The organism is Azomonas macrocytogenes, assembly GCF_014191985.1.
In the GTDB taxonomy this organism is placed as follows: Bacteria; Pseudomonadota; Gammaproteobacteria; order Pseudomonadales; family Pseudomonadaceae; genus Azomonas; species Azomonas macrocytogenes.
The window spans coordinates 108,234-132,192 of the sequence record NZ_JACHXI010000002.1; the positions used below are offsets into that span (position 1 = coordinate 108,234).

Annotated in this window: 16 protein-coding genes; 6 read left to right on the top strand and 10 right to left on the bottom strand. The window is 63.5% G+C overall.

The window, feature by feature from the left end:
• Positions 1 to 8 precede the first annotated feature (8 nt).
• The 10 genes from tolQ to FHR87_RS03035 all read right to left on the bottom strand — a co-directional run bounded on the left by tolQ (position 9) and on the right by FHR87_RS03035 (position 7,370).
• Complete coding sequence (gene tolQ, locus FHR87_RS02990; protein ID WP_183165240.1) at positions 9 to 701, bottom strand: protein TolQ; 693 nt, start codon at positions 699 to 701, stop codon at positions 9 to 11.
• A 2-nt stretch (positions 702 to 703) separates the two neighbouring features.
• A complete protein-coding gene (gene ybgC, locus FHR87_RS02995; protein ID WP_183165241.1) occupies positions 704 to 1,147 on the bottom strand; it encodes a tol-pal system-associated acyl-CoA thioesterase in 444 nt (147 codons plus the stop codon).
• Between the two features lie 49 nt (positions 1,148 to 1,196).
• Positions 1,197 to 2,249: a Holliday junction branch migration DNA helicase RuvB gene (ruvB, locus tag FHR87_RS03000; RefSeq protein WP_183165242.1), complete on the bottom strand. Its 1,053-nt coding sequence runs from the start codon at positions 2,247 to 2,249 to the stop codon at positions 1,197 to 1,199.
• The gene (gene ruvA, locus FHR87_RS03005) at positions 2,249 to 2,854 is read right to left on the bottom strand and encodes a Holliday junction branch migration protein RuvA (protein WP_183165243.1); all 606 of its coding nucleotides are present in this window, start codon (positions 2,852 to 2,854) and stop codon (positions 2,249 to 2,251) included. The genes ruvB and ruvA overlap by 1 nt, the downstream gene beginning before the upstream one ends.
• Positions 2,855 to 2,948: 94 nt before the next feature.
• Complete coding sequence (gene ruvC / locus FHR87_RS03010; RefSeq protein WP_183165244.1) at positions 2,949 to 3,473, bottom strand: crossover junction endodeoxyribonuclease RuvC; 525 nt, start codon at positions 3,471 to 3,473, stop codon at positions 2,949 to 2,951.
• A gap of 88 nt (positions 3,474 to 3,561) precedes the next feature.
• Positions 3,562 to 4,308 carry a YebC/PmpR family DNA-binding transcriptional regulator gene (locus FHR87_RS03015; protein ID WP_183165245.1) on the bottom strand — a complete coding sequence of 249 codons (747 nt, stop codon included), beginning with the start codon at positions 4,306 to 4,308 and terminating at the stop codon, positions 3,562 to 3,564.
• 167 nt (positions 4,309 to 4,475) lie between these two features.
• The gene (aspS, locus tag FHR87_RS03020; RefSeq protein ID WP_183165246.1) at positions 4,476 to 6,251 is read right to left on the bottom strand and encodes an aspartate--tRNA ligase; all 1,776 of its coding nucleotides are present in this window, start codon (positions 6,249 to 6,251) and stop codon (positions 4,476 to 4,478) included.
• Positions 6,252 to 6,294: 43 nt separating this feature from the next.
• On the bottom strand, positions 6,295 to 6,561 hold the full coding sequence (locus FHR87_RS03025; RefSeq protein ID WP_183165247.1) for an FmdB family zinc ribbon protein: 267 nt from the start codon (positions 6,559 to 6,561) through the stop codon (positions 6,295 to 6,297).
• Positions 6,562 to 6,736: 175 nt separating this feature from the next.
• Positions 6,737 to 6,946: a SlyX family protein gene (locus FHR87_RS03030; RefSeq protein WP_183165248.1), complete on the bottom strand. Its 210-nt coding sequence runs from the start codon at positions 6,944 to 6,946 to the stop codon at positions 6,737 to 6,739.
• Positions 6,930 to 7,370, bottom strand: a complete 441-nt coding sequence (locus FHR87_RS03035; RefSeq protein ID WP_183165249.1) for an HIT domain-containing protein — start codon at positions 7,368 to 7,370, stop codon at positions 6,930 to 6,932. Before FHR87_RS03035 ends, FHR87_RS03030 begins: the two co-directional genes overlap by 17 nt.
• Before the next feature lie 334 nt (positions 7,371 to 7,704).
• Here FHR87_RS03035 and FHR87_RS03040 point away from each other — a divergent pair, with 334 nt between their 5' ends.
• The 6 genes from FHR87_RS03040 to FHR87_RS03075 all read left to right on the top strand — a co-directional run bounded on the left by FHR87_RS03040 (position 7,705) and on the right by FHR87_RS03075 (position 23,823).
• Positions 7,705 to 9,348 (top strand): DUF4347 domain-containing protein, encoded by a 1,644-nt coding sequence (locus tag FHR87_RS03040; RefSeq protein WP_183165250.1) that lies wholly within the window; start codon positions 7,705 to 7,707, stop codon positions 9,346 to 9,348.
• A gap of 1,912 nt (positions 9,349 to 11,260) precedes the next feature.
• Positions 11,261 to 17,941 carry a beta strand repeat-containing protein gene (locus tag FHR87_RS19105; RefSeq protein ID WP_246335774.1) on the top strand — a complete coding sequence of 2,227 codons (6,681 nt, stop codon included), beginning with the start codon at positions 11,261 to 11,263 and terminating at the stop codon, positions 17,939 to 17,941.
• Between the two features lie 16 nt (positions 17,942 to 17,957).
• Positions 17,958 to 19,517: a TolC family protein gene (locus FHR87_RS03060; protein ID WP_183165251.1), complete on the top strand. Its 1,560-nt coding sequence runs from the start codon at positions 17,958 to 17,960 to the stop codon at positions 19,515 to 19,517.
• 5 nt (positions 19,518 to 19,522) lie between these two features.
• Entirely contained in the window at positions 19,523 to 20,263 is a 741-nt protein-coding gene (locus FHR87_RS03065; protein WP_246335767.1) for an efflux RND transporter periplasmic adaptor subunit, read from the top strand.
• Positions 20,264 to 20,383: 120 nt separating this feature from the next.
• Positions 20,384 to 21,730, top strand: a complete 1,347-nt coding sequence (locus tag FHR87_RS03070; protein WP_183165253.1) for an efflux RND transporter periplasmic adaptor subunit — start codon at positions 20,384 to 20,386, stop codon at positions 21,728 to 21,730.
• Positions 21,727 to 23,823 carry a site-2 protease family protein gene (locus FHR87_RS03075; protein ID WP_183165254.1) on the top strand — a complete coding sequence of 699 codons (2,097 nt, stop codon included), beginning with the start codon at positions 21,727 to 21,729 and terminating at the stop codon, positions 23,821 to 23,823. The genes FHR87_RS03070 and FHR87_RS03075 overlap by 4 nt, the downstream gene beginning before the upstream one ends.
• Positions 23,824 to 23,959 lie beyond the last annotated feature (136 nt).

The window sequence follows — 23,959 nt, forward strand, 5'->3', positions numbered from 1 at the left end:
GTTAAACCTCAATCGTCCGAGCTGTGGACCTTGCGATGCAGAATCGCCTGGAATTCATCGGCGAAGGTGTAATAGCGGCCGATCAGCATCTCGCCGCGAGCGGCAAAACGGTTGTAGGCGACGACTGCCGGAATGGCAGCGAACAGGCCGATGGCGGTGGCGATCAGCGCCTCGGCGATACCGGGTGCGACCGTTGCCAGGGTTGCCTGCTGGACCTGACCCAGGCCTCGGAAGGAATTCATGATTCCCCATACAGTGCCGAAGAGACCGACATAAGGGCTGGTCGAGCCGACCGTGGCAAGGAACGGCAAGCCGTGCTCGAGTTTTTCCTCTTCACGCGCAATGGCGACACGCATAGCACGATTGACGCCATCCATGATCGCATCGGGATTCACACCCGGTTGTTGGCGCAGGCGCGAAAACTCCTTGAAACCGGCGCGAAAAATCTGTTCCAGCCCCGAATCGGGATCAGGCGTAGTACCAATCTGGCGATACAGCTTGGATAAATCGATACCGGACCAGAAACGCTCCTCGAATGCATCCAGCGAACGCTTGGCGGCACGCAGCATATTGCCGTGCTGGAAAATCAGAACCCACGAGGTCACCGAAGCGGCAACCAGAATGAGCATCACCAACTGTACGACAAGGCTGGCGTTGCTGATCAAACTCCACATGGACATGTGATCGACGTTGGCTTCCACACTTACTCTCCTGCTGTGGATAAACCCGAACCAACCAAGGCGTCTCTCAGCGCGTCGGGGATGGCTCGGGGTTTCAAACTCTGGGTGCCCACGCATGCGATCTGGAAGTGGCCTTCGCAGAGCAGCTTGCCGTCTGTGGCATGCCGTACTTCCTGGTAGAAAGTCAGGCTGGCGCGTTTCATCTCGCTGACTGCAGCACTTACCAGCAACTCGTCATCCAGCCTGGCGGGCGCATGATAGCGCGCCTCACTGGTGCGCACGACGAACAACGAATCATCGATAGCCAGTTGCGACTGGGCAAAGCCCAGACTGCGCAATCGTTCGGTGCGAGCTCTTTCCATGAACTTGAGATAGTTGACGTAGTAAACGATGCCACCTGCATCAGTATCTTCGTAATAGACACGGCAGCGGTAGAAAAACGGCTGGGCTTCATTCGGCGCGGGCATACTCTAGAGCTCGACTGTGAGATTGCCAATCAGGGCAGGAGGAATATTTTCAATCCGGCTCCGGGCCAGAGGGGTCGGCAGTGGGTGAATCGCTCAGTCGCCCTGGCAGATTCAAGCCGAAATGGAGATAGGCATGCCGGGTTACCATGCGGCCTCTTGGCGTGCGCATGATATAGCCCTGCTGGATCAGATAGGGTTCCAAGACATCCTCGATGGTATGGCGCTCTTCTCCGATGGCTGCCGCCAGGTTATCCAGCCCTACCGGGCCGCCATCGAATTTCTCGATCAGCGTCAACAACAGACGACGGTCCTGGTGATCGAAGCCGCGCTCATCGACATCCAGCATATTCAGCGCAAGATCCGCAATTTTGCACGTGATCTCACCGTTGCCTTTCACCTCGGCGAAATCCCGGACCCGCCGCAGCAAGCGGTTGGCGATCCGTGGTGTACCACGGGCACGTCGGGCAATCTCGAAGGCACCCTCCGACTCCATGGGCAAGCCGAGGATCGAAGCCGAACGAGCGACGATGGTCGAGAGATCCGCGTTATTGTAGAACTCCAGGCGCTGGACGATCCCGAAGCGGTCACGCAGCGGGTTGGTCAGCATCCCGGCGCGGGTGGTGGCACCGACCAGCGTGAACGGCGGCAGATCCAGCTTGATCGAGCGGGCTGCCGGCCCTTCGCCAATCATGATATCCAGCTGGAAATCCTCCATTGCCGGATACAACACTTCTTCCACTACTGGCGACAGCCGATGAATCTCGTCGATGAACAGCACATCACCTGCCTCCAGATTGGTCAGCAAGGCAGCGAGATCACCCGGACGCTCCAGCACCGGGCCGGAAGTGCTCTTGATCGACACCCCCATTTCCTGGGCTACGATGTTGGCCAGAGTCGTTTTACCCAACCCCGGCGGGCCAAAGATCAACGTATGATCCAAAGCTTCGCCACGTCCTCTGGCGGCACGAATGAACAGGTCCATCTGCTCGCGCACCGTCGGCTGACCGATGTAATCGGCCAAAGACAACGGGCGAATGGCGCGGTCCAGTTGCTCTTCCCGGTCCTGCCCGGAAGCCGTGACCAATCGATCAGCTTCGATCACTAGACCATTCCTTTCAAGGCACGGCGAATCAGCTCTTCACTACTCAAATCAGACTCCTGGATTGCGCCTACTGCACGGCTGGCCTCCTGTGGCTTGAAGCCGAGGGCCACCAGTGCGCTTACCGCATCGCTTTCGGCAGTCGAGACTGCCACACCCGGCCCGGCTTCGACTACCAGCGGCGCGATGGATGGCATGCTTTCCCAGGCTTTGAAACGATCCTTGAGTTCGACCAGCAGGCGCTCGGCAGTCTTTTTGCCGACCCCGGGAATCTTGACCAGCATCGCTGTATCCTGCGCCTGTACGCAGCGCACCAGCTCATCCACCTCCAGGCCGGACATCAACGCCAGTGCCAGTTTCGGACCGACGCCATTGAGCCGGATCAGCTCGCGAAACAGCTCGCGCTCACGCTTTTCGGCAAAGCCATAAAGCAGATGGGCATCTTCACGCACCACCAGATGCGTATGCAAAGTCAGAGTCTCGCCCAAACCAGGCAATCGATACAGCGTGGTCATGGGAACTTCCACCTCGTAGCCGATACCACCGACGTCAAGGACCAGATGAGGCGGCTGCTTTTCCGCCAGGGTGCCACGTAAACGTCCGATCACAGTCCCGCTTTCTCCCTGTCGTACAGCATCGTCATGCCGGTTGCGGATAAAGGCCCAGGGCCTTGCCCGAAAACATGGCCACGGTCATCACTAATCAAAGACGCAGACGCCCACTGCGACGCCGTGCGCCAAGCAAGCCATGTGGTATCAAACTTTGCCGGTGATGCGCATGGCATAACGCGATAGCCAGTGCATCGGAAGCATCGAGCTGTGGTTTCTGGATCAGATTGAGCAGGTGCATGACCATCAGCCGGACCTGCTGCTTGTCAGCACTACCGCTACCGACAATGGCCTTCTTGACCTGGGTGGCCGTGTATTCGGCAATCGCCAGATCCTGTTCCGCCGCCGCCACGATCGCTGCACCCCGTGCCTGGCCGAGCTTCAGGGCGGAATCGGGATTGCGCGCCATGAACACCTGCTCGATGCCCATCGTAACCGGCCCATGTAGCCTGATCACTTCACAAACGCCGCGATAGACTGCCTGCAGACGCGCCTGCAGTTCGCCACTGCCGGTACGGATGCAGCCGGAAGCAACATACTCACAGCCACGCCCCGTGTCCCGGATGACACCGTAACCAGTCACCCGGGAACCGGGATCGATACCAAGAATCAGCGTCATGGACAGCTTCCGCAGCCGGTTCGCCCAGACTCTGGCTTCCTGCTTTCAACGAATCGTCCGGGGCCAGAGGCTGAAAGCCGATAAGCGTTCAGCCCAATTGCTCCATGACATCGTCCGGAATATCCGCGTTGGAGTAGACGTTCTGGACGTCGTCCAGATCCTCCAGCATATCGATGAGCTTGAGCACCTTCTGCGCGGTTTCCAGATCCAGCGTCGCAGTAGTTGAAGGAATCATGGCGATTTCCGCCTCTTCACCCTTGAAACCGGCAGCATTCAACGCCTCATTGACCGCGATGAAGTCGGTGAAACTGGTAAACACGTCGATTGAGCCATCGTCGTTGGTGACGACATCGTCCGCTCCAGCTTCCAGTGCCGCGTCCATCAAGGCATCCTCATCGACACCCGGTGCGAAACTGATTTGTCCCTTGCGCTCGAACAAATACGCCACCGAACCATCAGTGCCCAGGTTCCCGCCGCATTTGCTGAAAGCGTGGCGCACATCGGCTGCCGTGCGATTGCGGTTGTCGGTCATGGCCTCGACGATGATCGCCACGCCGCTGGGTGCGTAACCTTCATAGGTCAGCTCCTCCATATTATCCGCATCGTTGGAACCGGCGCCCCGGGCGATGGCCCGGTCGATGGTGTCGCGGGTCATATTGGCCGTCAGCGCCTTGTCCACCGCCAGACGCAGGCGCGGATTGTCCGCCGGATTGCCGCCGCCGTGCCTGGCGGCCACAGTCAGCTCGCGAATCAGCTTGGTGAAGATCTTGCCGCGCTTGGCGTCCTGACGCTCCTTGCGATGCTTGATGTTGGCCCACTTGGAATGACCAGCCATAACTCACTCCGTTTCTTTCAAATCAGGTTCAGCAATTAAAGTCGAAGGAGAAAACCGTCGCGAGCCTAGGTCAGGCAAGGCGGAAAGCGGAGAAAGTACAATTTGCCATGGGCAAATGAGCCTTTCGAACCGTTTTCCAGCCCGGCATGGCCAGACGCAGCAGGTTATCACTCGGCCTTGGGCTGCTCGCGCAGACGAATGTGCAGCTCACGCAGCGCCTTGGCATCCACAGCGCCCGGTGCCTGGGTCATGACGCAGGCGGCACTCTGGGTTTTCGGGAAGGCGATGACTTCACGAATGGACTGGGCGCCGGTCATCAGCATCACCAGTCGATCCAGGCCGAAAGCCAGGCCACCATGCGGCGGTGCACCATATTTCAACGCATCCAGCAGGAAGCCGAATTTCTCCTGCTGCTCTTGCTCGGAAATCCCCAGCACACGGAAAACCGCCTCCTGCATGCCTTTGTCGTGGATACGGATGGAGCCGCCACCCAGCTCGGTACCGTTGAGCACCATATCGTAGGCCCGCGACAAGGCCGAAGCCGGATTGGCTTCCAGCTCCTGCGGCAAGCACTTGGGCGAAGTGAACGGATGGTGCAGCGCGGAAAGACTACCATCGTCGTTTTCCTCGAACATCGGGAAATCCACCACCCACAACGGTGCCCACTCGCACGTCAGCAGCTTGAGATCATGACCAAGACGGATACGCAAGGCACCCAGTGCATCGGCGACGATCTTCGCCTTGTCCGCACCGAAGAACACGATATCGCCATCGACTGCGCCGACCCGGTCAAGAATCGTATTCAGGTTGGCTTCGGGAATGAACTTGACGATGGGCGACTGCAACCCTTCCACGCCCTTGGCCCGCTCGTTGACCTTGATGTAGGCCAGCCCCTTGGCGCCGTAGTTACCGACAAACTTGGTGTACTCGTCGATCTGGCTGCGCGGCATGCTCGCCGCACCGGGTACGCGCAAGGCAGTGACACGGCCTTTCGCATCATTGGCCGGACCGCTGAACACCTTGAATTCGACCGCCTTGAGCTGATCGGCCACATCCACCAGCTCCAGCGGAATGCGCAGGTCGGGCTTGTCCGAACCATAGCGCCGCATGGCTTCTTCGAACGACATATGCGGGAATTCGCCGAATTCCAGATCGAGCACTTCCTTGAACAACTTGCGGATCATGTTCTCGGTGATGCCCATGATGTCGTGCTCATCGAGGAAGCTGGTCTCGATGTCGATCTGGGTAAATTCCGGCTGGCGGTCGGCGCGCAGATCCTCGTCGCGGAAGCACTTGGCAATCTGATAGTAGCGGTCGAAACCCGCCACCATCAGCAACTGCTTGAATAATTGCGGCGATTGCGGCAGCGCAAAGAAACTGCCGGCATGGGTACGGCTCGGCACCAGATAGTCGCGCGCGCCTTCAGGAGTAGCGCGGGTCAGGATCGGGGTTTCCACATCCAGGAAGCCGTTATCGTCGAGATAGCGGCGAATGCTGCTGGTAATGCTCGAGCGCAGCTTCAGCTTGGCAGCCATTTCCGGCCGGCGCAGGTCGATGAAGCGATAACGCAGGCGAGTTTCCTCACCGACATCCGAATATTCGTCCAGCGGGAACGGCGGGGTTTCCGCCTGGTTCAACACCTCGAGCTCGTAGCCGAGCACCTCGATGGCGCCGGACGCCATATTCGGGTTCACCGCGCCGGCCGGACGCAGTCGCACCTTGCCCGTGACCTTGACCACATATTCGCTGCGTACGCGGTCAGCCTTGGCGAAGGTATCGGCGCGATCCGGATCGAACACCACCTGGGCCAGCCCTTCCCGGTCACGGATATCGAGGAATATCACCCCGCCGTGATCGCGGCGACGGTGAACCCAGCCGCAAAGGGTGATTTCCTGCCCGTCCAGGCTTTCATTGAGTTGGCCGCAATAGTGGCTGCGCATCATAGTGGTGGTTCTTCTCTCGATTCTGGGGTTCTGGTGAAGCGGCTTACTTGTCGGCTGCGCAAGCACCGCCGCAGCCGCCGCTGGCGCAGGCCGGCGCATTATCGCCACTGGCAAGGTTCTTTTTGGTGCCCGTCTTGAAATCGGTCTCGTACCAGCCACCGCCCTTGAGACGGAAGCCGGGAACGGAAAGCATCTTCTTCAATTGCGCAGACTTGCAGCTTGGACAATCAACCAAAGGGGCATCGCTGAATTTCTGAATGGCCTCCAACTGATGACCACAACTGGCGCACTGATACTCATAAATAGGCATCGGCTTACTCCACCGAAAACGGACCCGGCCACAGGCATTTCACCCGCAGCAAAGCCAGAAATTATATATGGTTAATCAAGCCCGCGCACAGCAGGCTTCACCTGACTCCGGCTGACGAATCGCTTATCAGGCCAACCGGCAACACTCGGCACGTCGTCATGCTCGCGCCTGCTGCTCAATAATGCGGCGGAGGTGCATCATCATCGAGATCCAGTCGCCCCAGCAGCTCTTCCTGGCTGGCGGCGAGCCGATCCAACCGCGCCTGCAAGCGGTCGAGCAGATTGCGTTGCTCGATCAACAGATCACTCAACAGCTGAATAGTGTCATCCTGGAAAGCCAGGCGCGTCTCCAGCTCGACGAGACGAGCCTCATGCTCCTGCTGCATCGCCCTCTCCAAAACAAAAATCCTCGGCAAGCACCAAGGCGAGCTTTTCCCGAATGGCAGCGACTTGCTCGGCCAGATACGGAATGGCCGGCTGCTTGCCCCACACCGGAGCCGGCCAGGCGGCATCGCCATGCTGGCGAACGATCACATGCATATGCAGCTGACTGACCACATTGCCCAGCGCCGCCACGTTCATCTTGTCAGCCGCAAAGACATCCTTGAGCTTTTCGGCCAGTTGCGTCGTTTCCTGCCAGAAGATTCGCTGATCTTCGACGCTCAACTGAAACGGCTCGCTGACATCCTCCCGGCGTGGCACCAGCACAAACCAGGGATAGTTGGCATCGTTCATCAACAACAGACGGCACAACGGGAAGTCCCCGATGGCTATCGTCTCCCGCGCAAGCTGCCCATCCAGCACGAACATCGCATTACTCCCGTTCAATCCAGATTGGAATTCATCGCTCTAGTGTAGCGTCCGGTAGAGGCAAACACTCGCTCCAGATATCGTCTATGGCAGCGGGCTCTATTTCGCCCAAATATAGACCTCGCTCAACAAAACATAGCAATTAGCCATCAAAATTCCGGGAAGCGTGAAACATATCACGCGGCCAAAGCAAAAATTCCGATACCGTTTTTAAGCAGAAAAGTTCAAAAAATTTACCTGGATATATAGATAGCTATTCCGCGCTTCCGATCACTCAGCTCCACCCAGCGCTCCGCCCTCAGCCTCCGTCTCGTTACCTGGATAGATGCCCGCCATGGCCCGATATCGTTCGCCTTTTCATTCCCGCTCCAACACCTTCGCCCTCGAACCCCGCCTGCTCTTCGACGGCGCGGCGGCCGATGCTGCGGCAGACCAGGCAAAACAAATGGACGACCACCACGCCGAGCAGCCAGCCCAACAGGACACCCAACCGGCCATCGACCAAAGCAGCACGCCCGCCAGCGCCCAGGTTGCCACCGTCCTGCTGGTCATCGACGCCCGGGTTGCCGATCACCAAAGCCTGCTCGCCGACCTGCCCGCCAACGTCATGGTTCGCGTCATCGACAATGACGAATCCGGCCTGGAAGCCATCGGCGCAGCCCTCGCCGAGCAGAACGACGTCGAAGCCGTGCACATCCTCAGCCACGGCACCCCCGGCGCCTTCAGCCTGGGCAGCGACCAAGTGAACGACAGCACCCTCGCCAGCCACACCGCCCAGCTCCAGGGCTGGGCCGATCACCTGAGCGCCGATGCCGACATCCTCCTCTACGGCTGCGACATCGGCGCCGGGGACGCCGGCGAGGCATTAATCACCCAACTGGCCGTCCTCACCGGCACCGACATCGCCGCCTCCACTGATGCCACGGGAGCGGCGGACAAAGGTGGAGATTGGGAACTGGAAGCCCGTACCGCCAGCATCGAGGCTGGCATGCCCTTCAGCGCGGCGGCGCTGGCGGGATATGGGGAATTGCTGGCGGATGCCGCGCCCACCGTCGCATTCGCCAACCTGCCCAGCGGTAACGACCATCTGCTCGGCACCGACTTCACCTTCAACCTGGAGTTCCGCAACACCGGCAGCGCCGCCGGCTACGGCCCCTACATCGACCTGTACCTGCCCCGCGGCGCCGACGGCAACACGGCCGACCCCGCGCAGCGCGACGGCATCACGATTGCATCGTCGGGCGCCATCACCTACCTGGAGCAGGCGGTCAACTACCAGGTCATCACTCTGGACGGCAGCAACACCCAGGACCACCCCTACGCCCGGCTGGCCGACGGCAGCGCGGCCAAGCTCACCGGCCAGCAGTACGACCAGGTGGTGGTCATCGAACTGCCCTTCGGCAGCTACACCACGGGCCAGCCGGCGGCCAGCCTGTCCGTCACCGCCCACATCTCCGACCTGGCCGACGTGGGCACGGCCCTCGCCCTGAAGGCGCGGGCCGGCTTCCGCTACGGCGACACCGCGCTAGCCAGCGACGACCCTAGCGCCATCGGCGCCGCAATCAACGCCAGCGTCACTCCCGTCGTCGTCGAGCAGACCTACGTCTATAACGGACCCGAAGGCGAAACCGCCACCGGCCCCAACTTCCCGCGCAGCTTCACCACCACCATCACCGTGGCACCGGGGCACCGGGGCACCGGGGCAGACGCTGACCGACTACGACGTGGTGGTCGCGCTGCCCGACAACGTGGTGTTCAAGAGCGTCACCGGCGGCGTGACCCAGGGCGCCGCGCCCAGCACCACGGCGCCCGCCGCGGGCGCCACGCTCACCCAGCGCTTTTCCACCCTGGGCGAAGGCACCCACACCGTCACGGTCGAATACTGGATTCCGGAAGACCGCGCGGGCGGCAGCGCCGTGCTCAGCCCCGTCAGTGGCGCGGAGAGCACCGCGCAGTTCCAGGTCAGCAGCAGCGGTAACTGGGACCCGAAGGACCCGCGCGATGACGACCAGGTCGTCAGCTTCGACCCAGCGGACATCGAGGTCCAGCACGCAATCCAGTCGATCGCCGTCCAAAAGAGCGTGAACAAGACCACCACGCGCCCCGGCGACACGCTGAACTACACGCTCGACTTCCAAATCTCCGACTACTTCAGCTTCAAGGATATCGTCATCACTGACACCGTATCCGACGGGCAGGTCGTCACCGGCACGCCCAAGCTGATGATCTACCACCAGGGTGTCGCCATCCTGACCGATGTCGCTATCACGCCCACGGATTCCACCGTGGCTGGCGACGACACCCGGCGGGTGTTCGACATCTCGGCGGCGCTGCCCAGCGGTTTCGCGGGCATCCTGGAAGGCGGCAAGTTCGACGACAACGACCTGGGCGGCACCTACGGCGTCATCACCTACCAGACCACCGTACAGAACGAGTTCACTTCGCCGGTCACCCCCGGCGACCCCCAGCTCAACCACGGCGACGTGCTGACCAGCCAGGCCACCATCTCCGGCGAGGTCGTCCAGACCGGGGGTGCGGAGGGCGGCGCCGTCACCGACGACACCGGCACCTCGGTGCCCGTCGTCAGCGGCGGCGTGCGGCTGGTAGTCCACCAGATCAACGGCGTGAACTACACGCCGGGGCAGGGCATCAAGCCCGGCGACACGGTCACCTATCGGCTGGAATACGACTTGGCCACCGGCGACTTCGAGAACCTCAAGCTTGACGCCTACCTGCCGCTGCCGGTGTTCAAGGTCTGGGACTGGGACGACAACATCGTCACCCCCGGCACCTGGACGTACGACGCGAGCACCGCCAACACTTCTCCGGCCGCAGGGGCATGGAAGCTCGTCGGTACGGACGTCACCAACCATGGCACCGCTGACTGGCCGGACACTCCCAGCCTGGACGTCGATCCCACCACCAACGGCTTGAAGTTCAACCTCGGCAGCCGCGAGGACGACGTCAATGCCGAAACCAAGGTGGTCATCCTGTTCTCGGCCATCGTGGCCGACGACCCCTTCGCCGATGCGCTGTACCTCACGGCCCAGGTCCAGGCCACCGAGAACGACACCCCGCACAACGCCATCACCCACCAGGCCATCGACCAGATCCAGCTCAACGAGCCGAACCTGACGATCATTCACGGCATCGTCTCCAAGACCGGCAATGGCGCGATCAGCGGCACCACCGGCACCTGGGGCGTGCCGGGCACCAGCAATGATGTTCCGTTCTCGGCTGGCAGCCCACTGACGTCCATCACCGGCATCGACGGCAACATCACCGACATCGACGCTGGCGACCGCGTGCGTTTCGCCACCGCCATCGCCAACACCGGCGGTTCCGGCGCGTTCGACGTGAGCACCCTGCCGATCGTCGCGCCGGACGGCTTCAAGTTCGTCACCGCCGCCGGTACCGATGCGGCCAGCGTGGCCGATGCCAACCTCAAGCTCTATCGCGGCGACGGCACGTTGTTGACGCTGAACACTGACTATTCCATCAATGGCGGCATCGTCACCCTTCTCGACAGCGACAGCACGGCCACCATCGCCCAGGGCCGCAACGGCGGCACGCCGGTCACCGACGGCAGCAACATCATCGTCATCACCTACGACGCCGTGGCGCTCACCAACATCGCCGCCGGCCTGGCAAGCACCTCCACCGTGGCGGTGGACAGCTATGCCGGCGTCAATGAAGGGGAAAACTTCCTGCCCGTGGATGACAAGGGAACGCCGGACCTTTCGGATGACGTGAATCTCGTCATCTCCGACACCGCTACCGCCACCGTGGCCGCGCCCACGGTGAAGATCGTGTTCAAGGACGGCGCGATCAGCGACGACGACTCCTCCGCCACCCACACCACCGGCAACAACCTGGTGATCGGCGAATCCATGATCTACGACATCGTCGTCACCCTGCCCGAGGGCACCACCCACGACCTGCGCGTGGACGGGTTGGTGCCCAATGGACTGAAGCTGGACACCACGTACAACGGCGACCTCGGCTACGAGTTCATCACCATCAAGGGGACCGGTGCCGGGCAGAGCGATGCGCTGGAGGCCAACTTCGACGGTACGGTCGAGGTGACCGGCGTGACCGGAGTCAGCGGTACGCTGGGCAACTCCAGCGTGGATCCGCGCTTCACCCTCACCGACAACCTGCTCATCGCCGACGACGGCAACAATGCCAGCGACAACAACTTCGTCATCCGCGTCAGGCTGATCGCCGACAACATAATCTTCAACCAGGCTGGGGGGAACCGCGACACCGGCACCCAGTTGATCTACGACGATGCCGGCGACAACGGCGCCGATGTCACCGTCGCGCAGACCGGCGCCTCGGCCCGCATCACCATCCGCGAGCCGCAGCTGACCATCGTCAAGGCGGTCGATACCAACGGCGATAACAACTTCGATTCCTCCGAGCCCGCGGTCGACGACAACGACCCGATCAAGTACCGGATCACCATCGGCAACGGCAACACGGCCAACGACTACGACGCCTTCGACCTGCGTTTCGAGGACACCTTCGCCAGCGTGCTGGACGTCGACACCGAGTCGCTGGTTGTCACCAAGAACGGCAGCCCCATCGTGGCCGCCGACTATTTCGAATGGGTCGGCAACAAGCTGCAGACCAAGGATGGCGTGAATCTGGACCTGCTCAAGGGCGAGACCCTGGTGATCGAGGTTTCCGCCGTCACCCGGCCCGAGGTGGCCGCAGTCGCCAGCTTCGACAGCAATGCGATCGTGCACTGGAGCAGCCTGGACAGCGCCAGCAACGCCACCGGAGACCGCATCGCCAACGAGCGCCACGGCGATGACGGCACCTGGAACCAGACGGGCATACTGAACGACTACCGCAAGCAGGACGGCGCCCTGGTCAGCGTCGCCGCCAACTACGTGCTCTCGCGCGTGGGCGGCCTGGCCGACACCACAGTCCCTGGCGACGATACGACGGCCGACAACCAGCCGGTGGCGGTGGGCGAGATCGTGCGCTTCCGCGCCGTGGTGCAGGTGCCTGAGGGCAATATCAGCGGCCTGGTGATCCAGCCCAACCTGGCATCCGGGTATACCTACCTCGGCGCGGCCACGGTCGCACTGGTCTCCGATGGCGGGCTCACGTCCAACATCGTCACCGCTCCTGTGGCGGATACCAGCACCGGCGTATTCGACGACATCGAGTCGGGCCTGAACTCCAGCAATTTCGGTAGCCGCCCCATTGGCTCGGCGCCCACCCAGGCGATCACTATCGTCGCTGCCGCCGGCGGCAATCCCGCCTATTTCGACCTGGGCAACATCGCCAACCTGGATAACGACCCCGAAGCCGAGTACATCGTCATCGAGTTCAACGCCCTGGTCACCAACAGTGCCGGCAACAATGGAGGGACGGAGCTCGAGTCGAACTTCATCGTCAAGCAGAACGGCATTGGCGGAACGCAACTGGGTACCGACAGCAACACCACGGTGGACATCGTCGCCGAGCCGAACATCCCCAGCATCGACAAGCAGGTCTTCGCCAGCGCGGATGGTGCCGGCGCGCCGAATCAGGCTGCCACCGACACGCTCACCGTGCGCACCACCTTCATCGCCGCCACCGGCACGGCCACCAGCCCGGCAGCCCCGGCCTACGATGCCGTGCTGACCGACAGCCTGACCAACGGCAGCGGCTACACCTTCAAGAGCCTCACCGCCGACGGCACGACCTACACGACACAGGCCGCCGCCGAGGCGGCGGGCTACACGTTCACGTTCGACGACGGCACCGGCGTGACGGTCAACTTCAACGGTAACGCGATCAACCCCGGCGAAACCGTGACCTTCGAATACGACGTCACCGTGCCCACCGATACGGTCGGCACGCCGACCGATGCCACGCTAGTCTGGAGCAGCCTGCCCGATGGCGCTGGGACCATTTCACAGACGGGCTTCGCCGGCTCGTCCGTCGGTACCGACGGCACGACAGGGGGCGAACGCATCTGGGATTCGGCCACCGCATTGCTCAACGATTACCGTCGCCAGGACAACGCCGGCTACAGCACCATCAGCGGCAACATCTGGGACGACACGCGCGACCAGAATGGCGCAAAGGATGCCGGAGAGCAGGCGCTGGCAGGCGTCACCGTGACCCTGACCACAGCGGGTGCCGACGGCCTCTGGGGTACCAGCGACGACGTGGTGGTCGCCACCACCCAGACCGAGAGCAATGGCGACTACATCTTCGGCGCCCTGCCCGTGGGCGACTATCGCGTGACGGCGCCGGCCACGCTCGACGCCACCATCACCGGTACGCCCGACGACACCGATACCCTGGCCCCGCGCTGGGATGCCGATGGCGGCACGCTGGGCAGCATCACCGTGACGCTGGGTACTATGGCAACCACGGGTCGCAACATCGGCTACCTGCAAGAGAACGATGCGCCCACGGTGACCTTTGCCGATACCACGCCGCGAACCTTCGTCGAAGGCGTGGATACGCTGACCGACCGTGACGTGCTGGGCACGCCGGTGGCCCTGGGGACCGTGACGGTGGCTGATGTCGAGATCGCCAACGGCCTGGATACCTACGAGAACACCACGCTGACGATTGCCCGTAGCAACGGCACCACTGGCTTTACCGCCAACGCAGAGGATGTGCTGGGCTTCACGGGCTCCGGCGATACCGGCATCAATGTCAGCGGCGGCAACCTGCGCAACGGCACCACGGTGATAGGCACCGTGACCAATAGCGGCGGGCAGCTTGTCATTACCTTCAATGCCGCCGCCGATGCCAGCATTGTCAATGCGGTGGCCAGTGCCATCACCTACGCCAACAGTTCCGACACGCCGCCTGCCGATGTCACGTTGCGCTACCGTTTCAACGATGCCAACGACAACAGCAAGCAAGGCAGCGGCGGGGCATTGACGGGCGATGCCATCATCCAGGTGAACATCACCGCGCAGAACGACCCGCCCCTGGCCATCGATGACACCAATGAGGTGGTCGAGGACTCCCTCGTCCCGGCTACGGGCAATGTCATCACCGGTGTCAGCACGACCGTCACCGTACCCGACACCGTGGCCGACAGCGATGTCGACAACACCATCGACGAACTGAACCTCTCCGGCATCCGTACCGGTACGGAAATCGCCGGCGGAGCCTTCACCAGCATCACCGCGGGGACCAACAGTGGTACCGGTACCCAGGTCGTTGGCACCTACGGCACCCTGACCATCGGTGCTGACGGCAGCTATTCCTACGAACTCGACAACGACAATCCCGATGTCAATGCGCTGCTGACCGGGGAGACCCTGGAGGAGGTGTTCACCTACCGCCTGACGGATCCGGACGGCGGCACCGACCAGGCGCAGTTGACCATCACCATCCACGGCGTCACCGACGGTGGCAACCTGGCGATCGACCCGGTGGACCACAACGGCGGCGCGGCCATCGGCCACAACACCGTGTACGAGGCCGGCCTGACCTCGGCCGCCGACACCAGCGAGACCGCCGCCGGCAGCATCATCGTCAGCGCGCCGGAAGGCATCGCCACGATCACCGTGGAGGGCGAAGACTTCACCGTGGCCGAACTGCAGGCCCTCAGCACCACCAACCCCTCGGACCCGATCGACACCGGCGAGGGCATCCTGCGCATCACCGGCATCACCGTGCTGGCCGGAGACTCCAGCGTCCCGACCTCCACCCAGGTGCACTACACCTACACCCTCAAGGATGCCATCACCAACGCCACTCCCGCGGAGACCGAAAGCACCGACAGCATCTCCCTGCGAGTGACCGACAACAGTACCAGCGCCAACACCGCCGACGGCACCCTGGTCATCCAGATCATCGACGACGTGCCCGCAGCCAACCCCGATGCCAGCAGCATCACCAAGGGCTCCGCCACGGTAACGGGCAATGCGTTCACCAACGACCGCATCGGCGCCGACGGCGCGGCAACCGTGGGTAGCCCGGTGACGGCCATCGCGGGGGGCACGCTGGGCACGCCGTACAATGGCACCTACGGCGCCATCACCCTGAACGCCAACGGCAGCTATACTTATACACTCGACAACAACAATACCGCAGTTCAGGCCCTGGGCCACGGCCAGACACTGACCGAGACCTTCACCTATACCATCACCGACGGCGACGGCGACACCAGCACCGCCACGGTGACCATCACCATCCACGGCGACCACCTGCCGCTAGCGCTGAACGACAGCTTCACGCTGAACGAGGATACCGTGCTGACCAGCACCCTGGCCGGCAACGACACACCCTCGGCAGACGGCGGCAACCTCTGGGCCAAGGCCACCGACCCGCAGCACGGCAGCGTGGTGGTCAACCCGGACGGCACCTTCACCTACACGCCCGCCCCCGACTACAACGGCCCGGATAGCTTCACCTACACCCTCACCGACGGCGATGGCGATACCAGCACCGCCACGGTGAACCTGACTGTGACGCCGGTGAACGACCTGCCCGTGGCGGTGGACGATAGCGTCACCACCGGCAAGAACACCCCGGTCGGCGGCACCCTGGCCGGCAACGACACACCCTCCGGCGACGGCGGCAACCTCTGGACCAAGACTACCGATCCGGCCAACGGCAGCGTGGTGGTCAACCCGGACGGCACGTATGCCTACACCCCGGACGAAGGCTTCAGCGGCGAGGACAGCTTCACCTATACGATCACCGATGCCGACGGCGACACCAGCACCGCCACCGTCACCATCACCGTATCCCCCACCGACGTGCCGCTGGCTGTGGACGACACCGTGACCACGCCCGGCGGCACGCCGGTCAGCGGTAGCCTGGCCGGCAACGACACCCCATCCACCGATGGCGGCAACACCTGGACCCTGACCGACAGCCCAACCAACGGCACGGTAGTGGTCAACGAGGACGGCACCTTCACCTACACCCCTAACGAAGGCTTCGTCGGCGAGGACAGCTTCACCTATACGATCACCGATGCCGACGGCGACACTAGCACCGCCACCGTCACCATCACCGTATCCCCCACCGACGTGCCGCTGGCTGTGGACGACACCGTGACCACGCCCGGCGGCACCCCAGTCTCCGGCAACCTGGCCGGCAACGACACCCCATCCACCGATGGTGGCAACACCTGGACCCTGACCGACAGCCCAACCAACGGCACGGTAGCAGTCAACGAGGACGGCACCTTTACCTACACCCCGGACGAAGGCTTCGTCGGCGAGGACAGCTTCACCTATACCCTGACCGACGCCGATGGCGACAGCAGCACCGCCACCGTGACCATCACGGTGAACCCGCCCGTCACTGAGCCGGAGCCCGTGAACACCCCGCCGGTGGCTGTGAACGATGGCGTCTTCACTGCCCCCGCAGACACCCCACTGACCAACCTCGACGTGCTGGGCAACGACTCCGACCCAGATGGCGACCCGCTCACCGTCACCGGCGCCAGCGTGCCCCCAGGACAGGGCACGGTCACCATCAACCCCGACGGCACCCTGGACTTCACCCCGGCCCCCGACTACACCGGCCCGGTGGAGATCACTTACACCATTGACGATGGCAATGGCGGTACTGCCACCGCCGTGGTCAACATCGAAGTCGTAACGACCCCGACCCCACCCAGCAGCATTCCACTGGCGGTGAACGATCACGTCACCACCGGCGCGGACACACCGATCAGCAGCAGCCTAGCCGGCAACGATACGCCGTCGGGCAACGGCGACAACACCTGGGCTCTGGAGATCGGTCCGCTCCATGGCAGTGTGGTGGTCAATGCGGACGGCACCTTCACCTATATGCCGAACGCTCGCTTCGAGGGTCGGGACAGCTTCACCTATACCCTGACGGACGCAGTGGGGAGTGTTTCCCAGGCCACGGTCACCATCGTGCTAGTCGATCCAGTGTCGCCGTATGTCTTCTCGCCCGCCACCGGTGCGCAACCGCTACCCCCCCTTGAGCTATGGCCGACCAATTTGCTGCAGGAGCGAGAGAATCATGACCCGAGCGTGTTCTTCGATGGCGGCCGCTTCGACCGAGTGATACGCCTGCCGATCCCGATGTATCCGATCACCTATGTAAACAATGCTGTCGAGCTATCCCAGTTGCAGCGTGGCCTGACTGACCCGCTGCTGTTCAGCCGTCCCGAGCGGGCCGATACCCTGCGCCTTGAGCGCTCCTCGGCCAATCAGGAGTTGGGCTTCGATCCGGCGCTGTTCGTCCAGCATCAAGTACGTGAATCGCAGTCCCTGGCGAATTTCCTGCAACAGATTGTCGAGGGCCGCCTGACCCGGGTTTCCCTGGGTAGTGATCGGCTGATCGCCACGCCCGAGCTGTCGGCTCCCAGCCCCGCTGAACTGATTCCGCCCACGCATGAAAAGGCGGCGAAGAGCGTGGAAAAACCTGACCACGAACACCGGGACACCGGCTCTACGCCATTGTTGCGGGAAAGCGCGGCCACCGACGGAAACGAGCTGCTGCCCAAGGCGCAAACCCGACCTTCGGCCCCATCCTTCACTCAACAATTACGCTCGGCCACCGGTCGTGGCGCAAAACTGCCGGCTTCGGTTGGCGGCTCAAACGGATTTGTCTAACGTGTCGATACCTTCCATGAAAACCGAAACCCCCTTTTGCCATGAACGACACGGCGCAAGCCGTGTCCGTGCCCTGACCGTGCTGTCGTTGTCCGTAGCCCTCGCTTCCTGCGGTTCGCTGGCGCCCAAGTCCTTCACTGACGAGGAAATCCGTTCCCGCGTCGAGCAGGACCGCCAGGTCATGTACGCCGACCAGGAGCCGATCACCGCGCCGATCTCCTTCCACGAGGCAGCGGCACGCGCGCTGAAATACAACCTCGACTATCGCCTCAAGCTGATGGAGGACGCACTGTCCCAGAGCCTGAACGATGTCGCCAACTACGAAATGCTGCCGCGTCTGGTGGCGGGCGCCGGCTATATGGGTCGCACCAACAGCCCTGGCGGAAGCTCGGTCGGCATCAGGGACAACGTCGAATCCCTGCGCCCCTCCACGTCGCAGGAGCGGGAACACACCGTGGCCAGCCTGGGATTCTCCTGGAATGCGCTCGACTTCGGCGTTTCCTATTATCGCGCGCAGCAGAAGGCCGACCAAGTGCTGATGGCCGAGGAACGCCGGCGCAAGGTGGCCCAGAACGTGTTGCAGGATGTCCGTAACAGTTATTGGCGGGCGCTGGGCGCGCAGAAACTGATCGGCCAGGTAGATACCCTGATCGGGCGGGTCGAGCGGGCGCTGGAACGTGCCCGACAGGTGGAAAAAGAGGGCCTGATGCCACAGGCCGAGGTACTGGCCTACCAGCGTGCGCTGCTGGATGCCGTGAACCTGTTGACCCTGCGCCGCCAGGATCTGGAGCTGGCCCGGGCGGAGCTTTCGGCCTTGATGTCGGTGCCACCGGGCGCCCACTACACCCTGGCTACGGAGATCGAACAGAACCTGCCGACGGTGCCTACCGATATCGACAAACTGGAACACATGGCGATGGAGCGCCGTCCGGAGATCATGGAGGAGTGGTATCGCAAACGGGTCACCGAGAACGATATCAAGGCGGCCAAGATCCTGCTGTGGCCCAACATCAGCATTGACAGCCAATTCAACCACGACTCCAACAAGTACAACTACCACTCCCAGTGGATCGATACCGGGCTGCGCGTATCCTGGAATATCCTCAAGCTGGCCCAATACCCCTCGTTGAAGAGAGCCCATCAGTACCAGAACGAGACGGATGATATGCGCCGCATGGCACTGTCGATGGCGGTGCTGACCCAGGTGCGGGTTGGCGTGCAGCGTTATGCACTGTCACTCTCGGAGCTGGATTTTGCCGAGGAAAGCCTGCGCGTCGACCAGCGCCTGCTGGACTACTCCAAGGCGGCGGCGAAGAGTCGTTTCGATTCCGAGCTGGAGGTGATCCGCTCCGAGGCGCGCGCCGTGCTGACCGAATACCAGCGCTATGTCGCCTACTCCAACGCCCAGGCCGCTTGGGGCCGGGTGTACAACTCGGTGGGCCTGGATGTGATGCCCGACACCATCGAAAGCCACAATGTGAAGGCGCTCGCTAGCGCCATGCAGCAAACCATGCAGGGCTGGCAGTCCTCGATATTCGTCGCCAAGGCGTCAACGAATACGCCCCAGGAGCAATGAAGTCCATGTCCCCGATAAAACGCTGGCCCTTGTTGGCACTGGCGCTCGCGCTACCGGCCTTCGCTCAGGAATCCACGGTCGATCCGAACGCCATCCGCGTGCTGATCAGCCCGGAACTGGAGACCACCCTGGGAGCACAACTGGTCGGCCAGATCAGTACGCTGAACGCCAGCCTGGGCCAGCAGGTGACCAAGGGCGAGACGCTGGCTGTGTTCAATTGCGGCGAGGAACAGGCCAAGTTGCGGATGGCCCAGGCCGAATACAAGGCGGCGAAGGAAACCCGCGAAACCAAGGCACGCATGCAGGAGCTGAATGCAGCGGGAGAACTGGAGGTTTCCCAGGCCGCCGCCGCCGCCGAGCGGGCGCTGGCGGCGATCTCGCTGTCACGCGCCCAGTTGGCCCATTGCGTGGTGAAGGCGCCGTTTTCCGGGCGGCTGGTAAAGGTCCACGTCAAGCCGCATCAGGGCGTCAACCTGGGCAACCCGCTGCTGGAGCTGGTCAGCGACAGTTCGCTGAAGGTACGGCTGAACGTGCCTTCGACGCTACTGCGCCAACTGAAGGTCGGCTCGCCGTTCGAGGTGAGCATCGATGACAACGGCAAGACCTACGCCGCCCAGGTAACGGCGATCAACGCCCGGGTCGACGCCGTGGCACGCACGGTCGAGCTGGAGGGCCGGATCGACGGCAAACCCGAGGACCTGCTGGCCGGCATGACCGGCATCGCGCGCTTTCCGCAGACGCCTTGAGGATGCGCACTCGCAAGGTAGGCAAGGCTCCGCTTGCCTACCGATGACGATACGTCGGCTTCTGGCTTTTCTGGTCGATCTGCCTGCCCTCACCCATCCCTGACAAGCGAAAAATAACTGATGACATCCTCTGGCACGCCCTCCGGACTGGCCCCACTCGACCAGCTACTGACCCTGGAAGCTAAGGCTCGCGCAGCCAGCACCCTGACCGAGCTGGTGTTTTCCATCGCCAACGACAGCTTCGCCGCACTTGGTTTTCGCCAGGCACTGGTGTTTGCTTCCGGCAAGGGGCTGCTGGCGATATCCGGCCTGGTGCGCCCGGAAGAGGACAGCCCCTATCTGGTCTGGCTGCGCCGCGCCTGGCCGTGGCTGCACGAGTGCGCGCAGGCGCAGCCGGGCTGGTTCGAGCCGGGTCTGGCGCCGCAGTCGCCACCGTCCGGCGTGACCGAGGGCTGGGAGGAATGGTGGCCGCGCGGACTGTATGCCCTGCCCCTGCGCCGCCGCGACGGCAGCGAACTGGGCTGGGCCTGTTTTCTGCTGGAGGCGCCACCGACTCCGGCACAAGGCTGGCTGCTGGCGCGACTGGGAGAAACCTGGAGCTACTGCTGGGAGATGCTCGCCGGCAAGCCGCGCGCAAGCTGGCGGCCACGCTGGCTGACGCACGGCCGCAAGCGCCTTGCGTTGCTCTTGCTGCCGCTGGCCCTGCTGCTGCCGGTACGCCAGACGGTGCTGGCGCCAGCCGAGGTGATGGCAATGGACGCGGAAGTGGTGGCGGCGCCGCTCGACGGAGTGGTCAAGAGCATCCATGTGCGCCCCAACGAGATGGTAGCCAAGGGCAATTTGCTGTTTTCCCTGGACGACATCACCCTGCGCAACCGGCTCGAGGTGGCGCAGAAGTCGGTCGCGGTGGCCGACGCCGAGTTGCAGGCCGCCACCCAGAAGGCCTTCGACAACCTGCAGAGCAAGGCCGAACTGGCCCTGCTCAATGGCCGGGCGCAGGAGAAGCGAGCCGAGCTGTCAGCGGTGCAGACGCAACTGGCGCGCATCGACGTGACCGCCAGCCGCGATGGGGTGGCGGTGTTCGGCGACCCCGACGACTGGCTCGGCCGGCCGGTGGTGACCGGCGAGCGGATCATGCAACTGGCCGATCCCGGCAAACCGGGCGTGCTGGTGCATCTGCCAGTGGCGGATGCGATCACCCTGGAGCCGGGTGCCGAGCTGCGCCTGTTCCTCACCGTGCAGCCCTTGTCGCCGCTGAGCGCGCGGCTCACCGAGACCAGCTACCAGGCGACGCTGTCGCCGGACAACGTCGCCAGCTACCGACTGCGCGGAGCCTTCGGCAACGCGCAGGAACGAGCGCGTATCGGCCTGCGCGGCACGGCCAAGCTCTACGGCGGCTGGGTCACCCTGGGCTATTACCTGTTCCGCCGGCCGGTGGCGGCGCTGCGTGAGTGGAGCGGCCTGTGATCGGTACCGCGCCTGCGCCGTCGCCACTGCGCGAGGATCTGCGCCTGCACGAAGCCGCCCCGGACCGGGACGGCGCACCAGTGTGGTCCATCCAGGACCCGGTGACCAACCGTTTCTACCGCATCGGCTGGCTGGAATTCGAATGCCTGCTGCGCTGGCCAGGCGACCCGCGCCGCATCGCCGAGGATATTTCGGCGAATACCGCCCTGTATGTGTTGCCCGAACAGGTCGAGGCGTTCGCCACCTTCCTGGCCCGGCACAACCTGTTGCGCGCCGAGGGCGAGCGGCTGCGCCAACTGGTCGCCCAGGCCAGTCAGCCGGGCTGGCGGCACTGGCGCTGGTGGCTGCACCACTACCTGTTCGTGCGCGTGCCGCTGGTGCGCCCGGAACGCTGGTTGGCCGCCCTGCTGCCCTGGATGCGCCCGCTGTTTTCGCCGCTCGGCCTCGGCCTGCTGCTGGCCATCGTGGTGCTTGGCCTGGCGCTGGTGGCGCGCCAATGGGATGTGTTCAAGGCCGGTGTGGTGGATATCCTGACCCCGGCGGGCATTCTGGGCTTCCTGGCGGCGCTGGCGGTGTCCAAGACCCTGCACGAACTCGGCCACGCCCTGGTGGCGACCCACCTGGGCGTGCGGGTGGCGCACATGGGGGTGGCCTTCGTGGTGCTCTGGCCGATGCTCTATACCGATACCAGCGAGTCCTGGCGGCTGCGTTCCTCCCGCCAGCGGCTGGCGATCTCGGTCGCCGGGCTGGCCACCGAACTGACCCTGGCCGGCGTCGCCGCCTTCGCCTGGGCACTGCTCGACGACGGCCCGGCTCGCCAGGCCATGCTGTATCTGGCCACCACCGGCTGGGTACTGTCACTGGCGCTGAACATCAGCCCGTTCATGCGCTTCGATGGCTATTTCATTCTCTCTGACCTGCTGGACTTCCCCAATCTCCACGAACGCTCCGGCGCCATGGCCCGCGCCTGGCTGCGGCGCACCCTGCTGGGCTGGCGCGAGCCCGATCCGGAGCCGGTGACGCCACGGGTCCGCCGGGCCCTGGTCGGCTTCGCCTTCGCCACCTGGCTGTATCGCCTGCTGGTGTTCCTGGCGATTGCGGTGGCTGTCTATCTGTTCTTTTTCAAGGTGCTGGGTATCGTGCTGTTCGCCGTCGAGGTTCTCTGGTTCCTGCTCTGGCCGATCTGGTCGGAGGTCTCCGTATGGCAGCGGCGCTGGAGCGAAACGCGCCCGGCGCGGCGGCGCGGCCTCTATCTGTGCGGCCTGGTGGCGCTGCTGTTGCTGGCGCTGCCCTGGCGCTCGGCGATCGACGCCCCGGCCATGGCGCATTCGGACCGGCAACAGTTCGTCTTCGCCCCCTTCGCGGCACGGGTGATGGAGATCAGCGCGCCGGGCCAGATCCACGCCAGCCAATCCCTGGCGCAGTTCGAGGCCCCCGACCTGCGCGCCCAATCGCTGCGCTCGGAAGTCGCCGCCCAGTCGCTCGACCGGCAACTGGGTGGGCTGATCGCCGAACAGGATGGCCACGAGCGCAGCCAGGCCACCGCCGAGCGGCTGCGCGAGCAGATCGCTTCGGTGCGCGCGGTGGCCGCCGAGACGGCGCGCCTGCAAGTGACGGCCGAATTCGCCGGCACCTGGCTGGACATCGACCCACTGCTGCGCGCCGGCAGTTGGGTAGGGCCGCAAACGCCCATCGGCGTGGTGATCGACCCTTCGCACTGGATGGTGGAGGCTTATGTCGAGCAGCGCGACGTGCACCGCGTCGCACCGGGAGCGACGGCCAGCTTCCGTCCCGACGGTGCCTGGATCGGCCTGTCGGCCCGGGTGGTCGAGGTGGACTCGGTGCGCGCCGGCCGGTTGCCGCATGCCATGCTCGATACCCGCCATGGCGGCAGCATCCCCACCCATGAAACCAATCGGGACAGCGCAGTGGCGACGCCTGCCCTCTACCGCGTCCGGCTGGAGCTACAAGCCCCGCCCGACAACCTTCGCCAGGTACGCGGCCGAGTCGTCATCGACGGCGAGCGCCAGAGCTTGTTGCTCAAGGCCTTCACCCAGGTGGCGGCGGTGCTGGTGCGCGAGAGTGGGTTCTGAACGACCCGGTCGCAGAGGGCGTCGCCACAGCCATGCGACGCTCCGAGGAAGACCTCGTCTTGCGTTGGTGAAGCGCTCGACTATGCTCATCCATCACGGGGTGATCGATGGCCACGACCTCGGAGCCCAGCGGGCC

Excerpts from the sequence above, each read along its gene's own strand:
- FHR87_RS19105 (WP_246335774.1), top strand. The coding sequence starts at position 11,261 with ATGATCTACGACATCGTCGTCACCCTGCCCGAGGGCACCACCCACGAC.
- FHR87_RS03025 (WP_183165247.1), bottom strand. The coding sequence starts at position 6,561 with ATGCCTATTTATGAGTATCAGTGCGCCAGTTGTGGTCATCAGTTGGAG.
- FHR87_RS03015 (WP_183165245.1), bottom strand. The coding sequence starts at position 4,308 with ATGGCTGGTCATTCCAAGTGGGCCAACATCAAGCATCGCAAGGAGCGT.
- FHR87_RS03060 (WP_183165251.1), top strand. The coding sequence starts at position 17,958 with ATGAAAACCGAAACCCCCTTTTGCCATGAACGACACGGCGCAAGCCGT.
- FHR87_RS03030 (WP_183165248.1), bottom strand. The coding sequence starts at position 6,946 with ATGCAGCAGGAGCATGAGGCTCGTCTCGTCGAGCTGGAGACGCGCCTG.
- ruvC (WP_183165244.1), bottom strand. The coding sequence starts at position 3,473 with ATGACGCTGATTCTTGGTATCGATCCCGGTTCCCGGGTGACTGGTTAC.
- FHR87_RS03065 (WP_246335767.1), top strand. The coding sequence starts at position 19,523 with ATGTCCCCGATAAAACGCTGGCCCTTGTTGGCACTGGCGCTCGCGCTA.
- FHR87_RS03070 (WP_183165253.1), top strand. The coding sequence starts at position 20,384 with ATGACATCCTCTGGCACGCCCTCCGGACTGGCCCCACTCGACCAGCTA.
- FHR87_RS03040 (WP_183165250.1), top strand. The coding sequence starts at position 7,705 with ATGGCCCGATATCGTTCGCCTTTTCATTCCCGCTCCAACACCTTCGCC.
- FHR87_RS03035 (WP_183165249.1), bottom strand. The coding sequence starts at position 7,370 with ATGTTCGTGCTGGATGGGCAGCTTGCGCGGGAGACGATAGCCATCGGG.
- ybgC (WP_183165241.1), bottom strand. The coding sequence starts at position 1,147 with ATGCCCGCGCCGAATGAAGCCCAGCCGTTTTTCTACCGCTGCCGTGTC.
- aspS (WP_183165246.1), bottom strand. The coding sequence starts at position 6,251 with ATGATGCGCAGCCACTATTGCGGCCAACTCAATGAAAGCCTGGACGGG.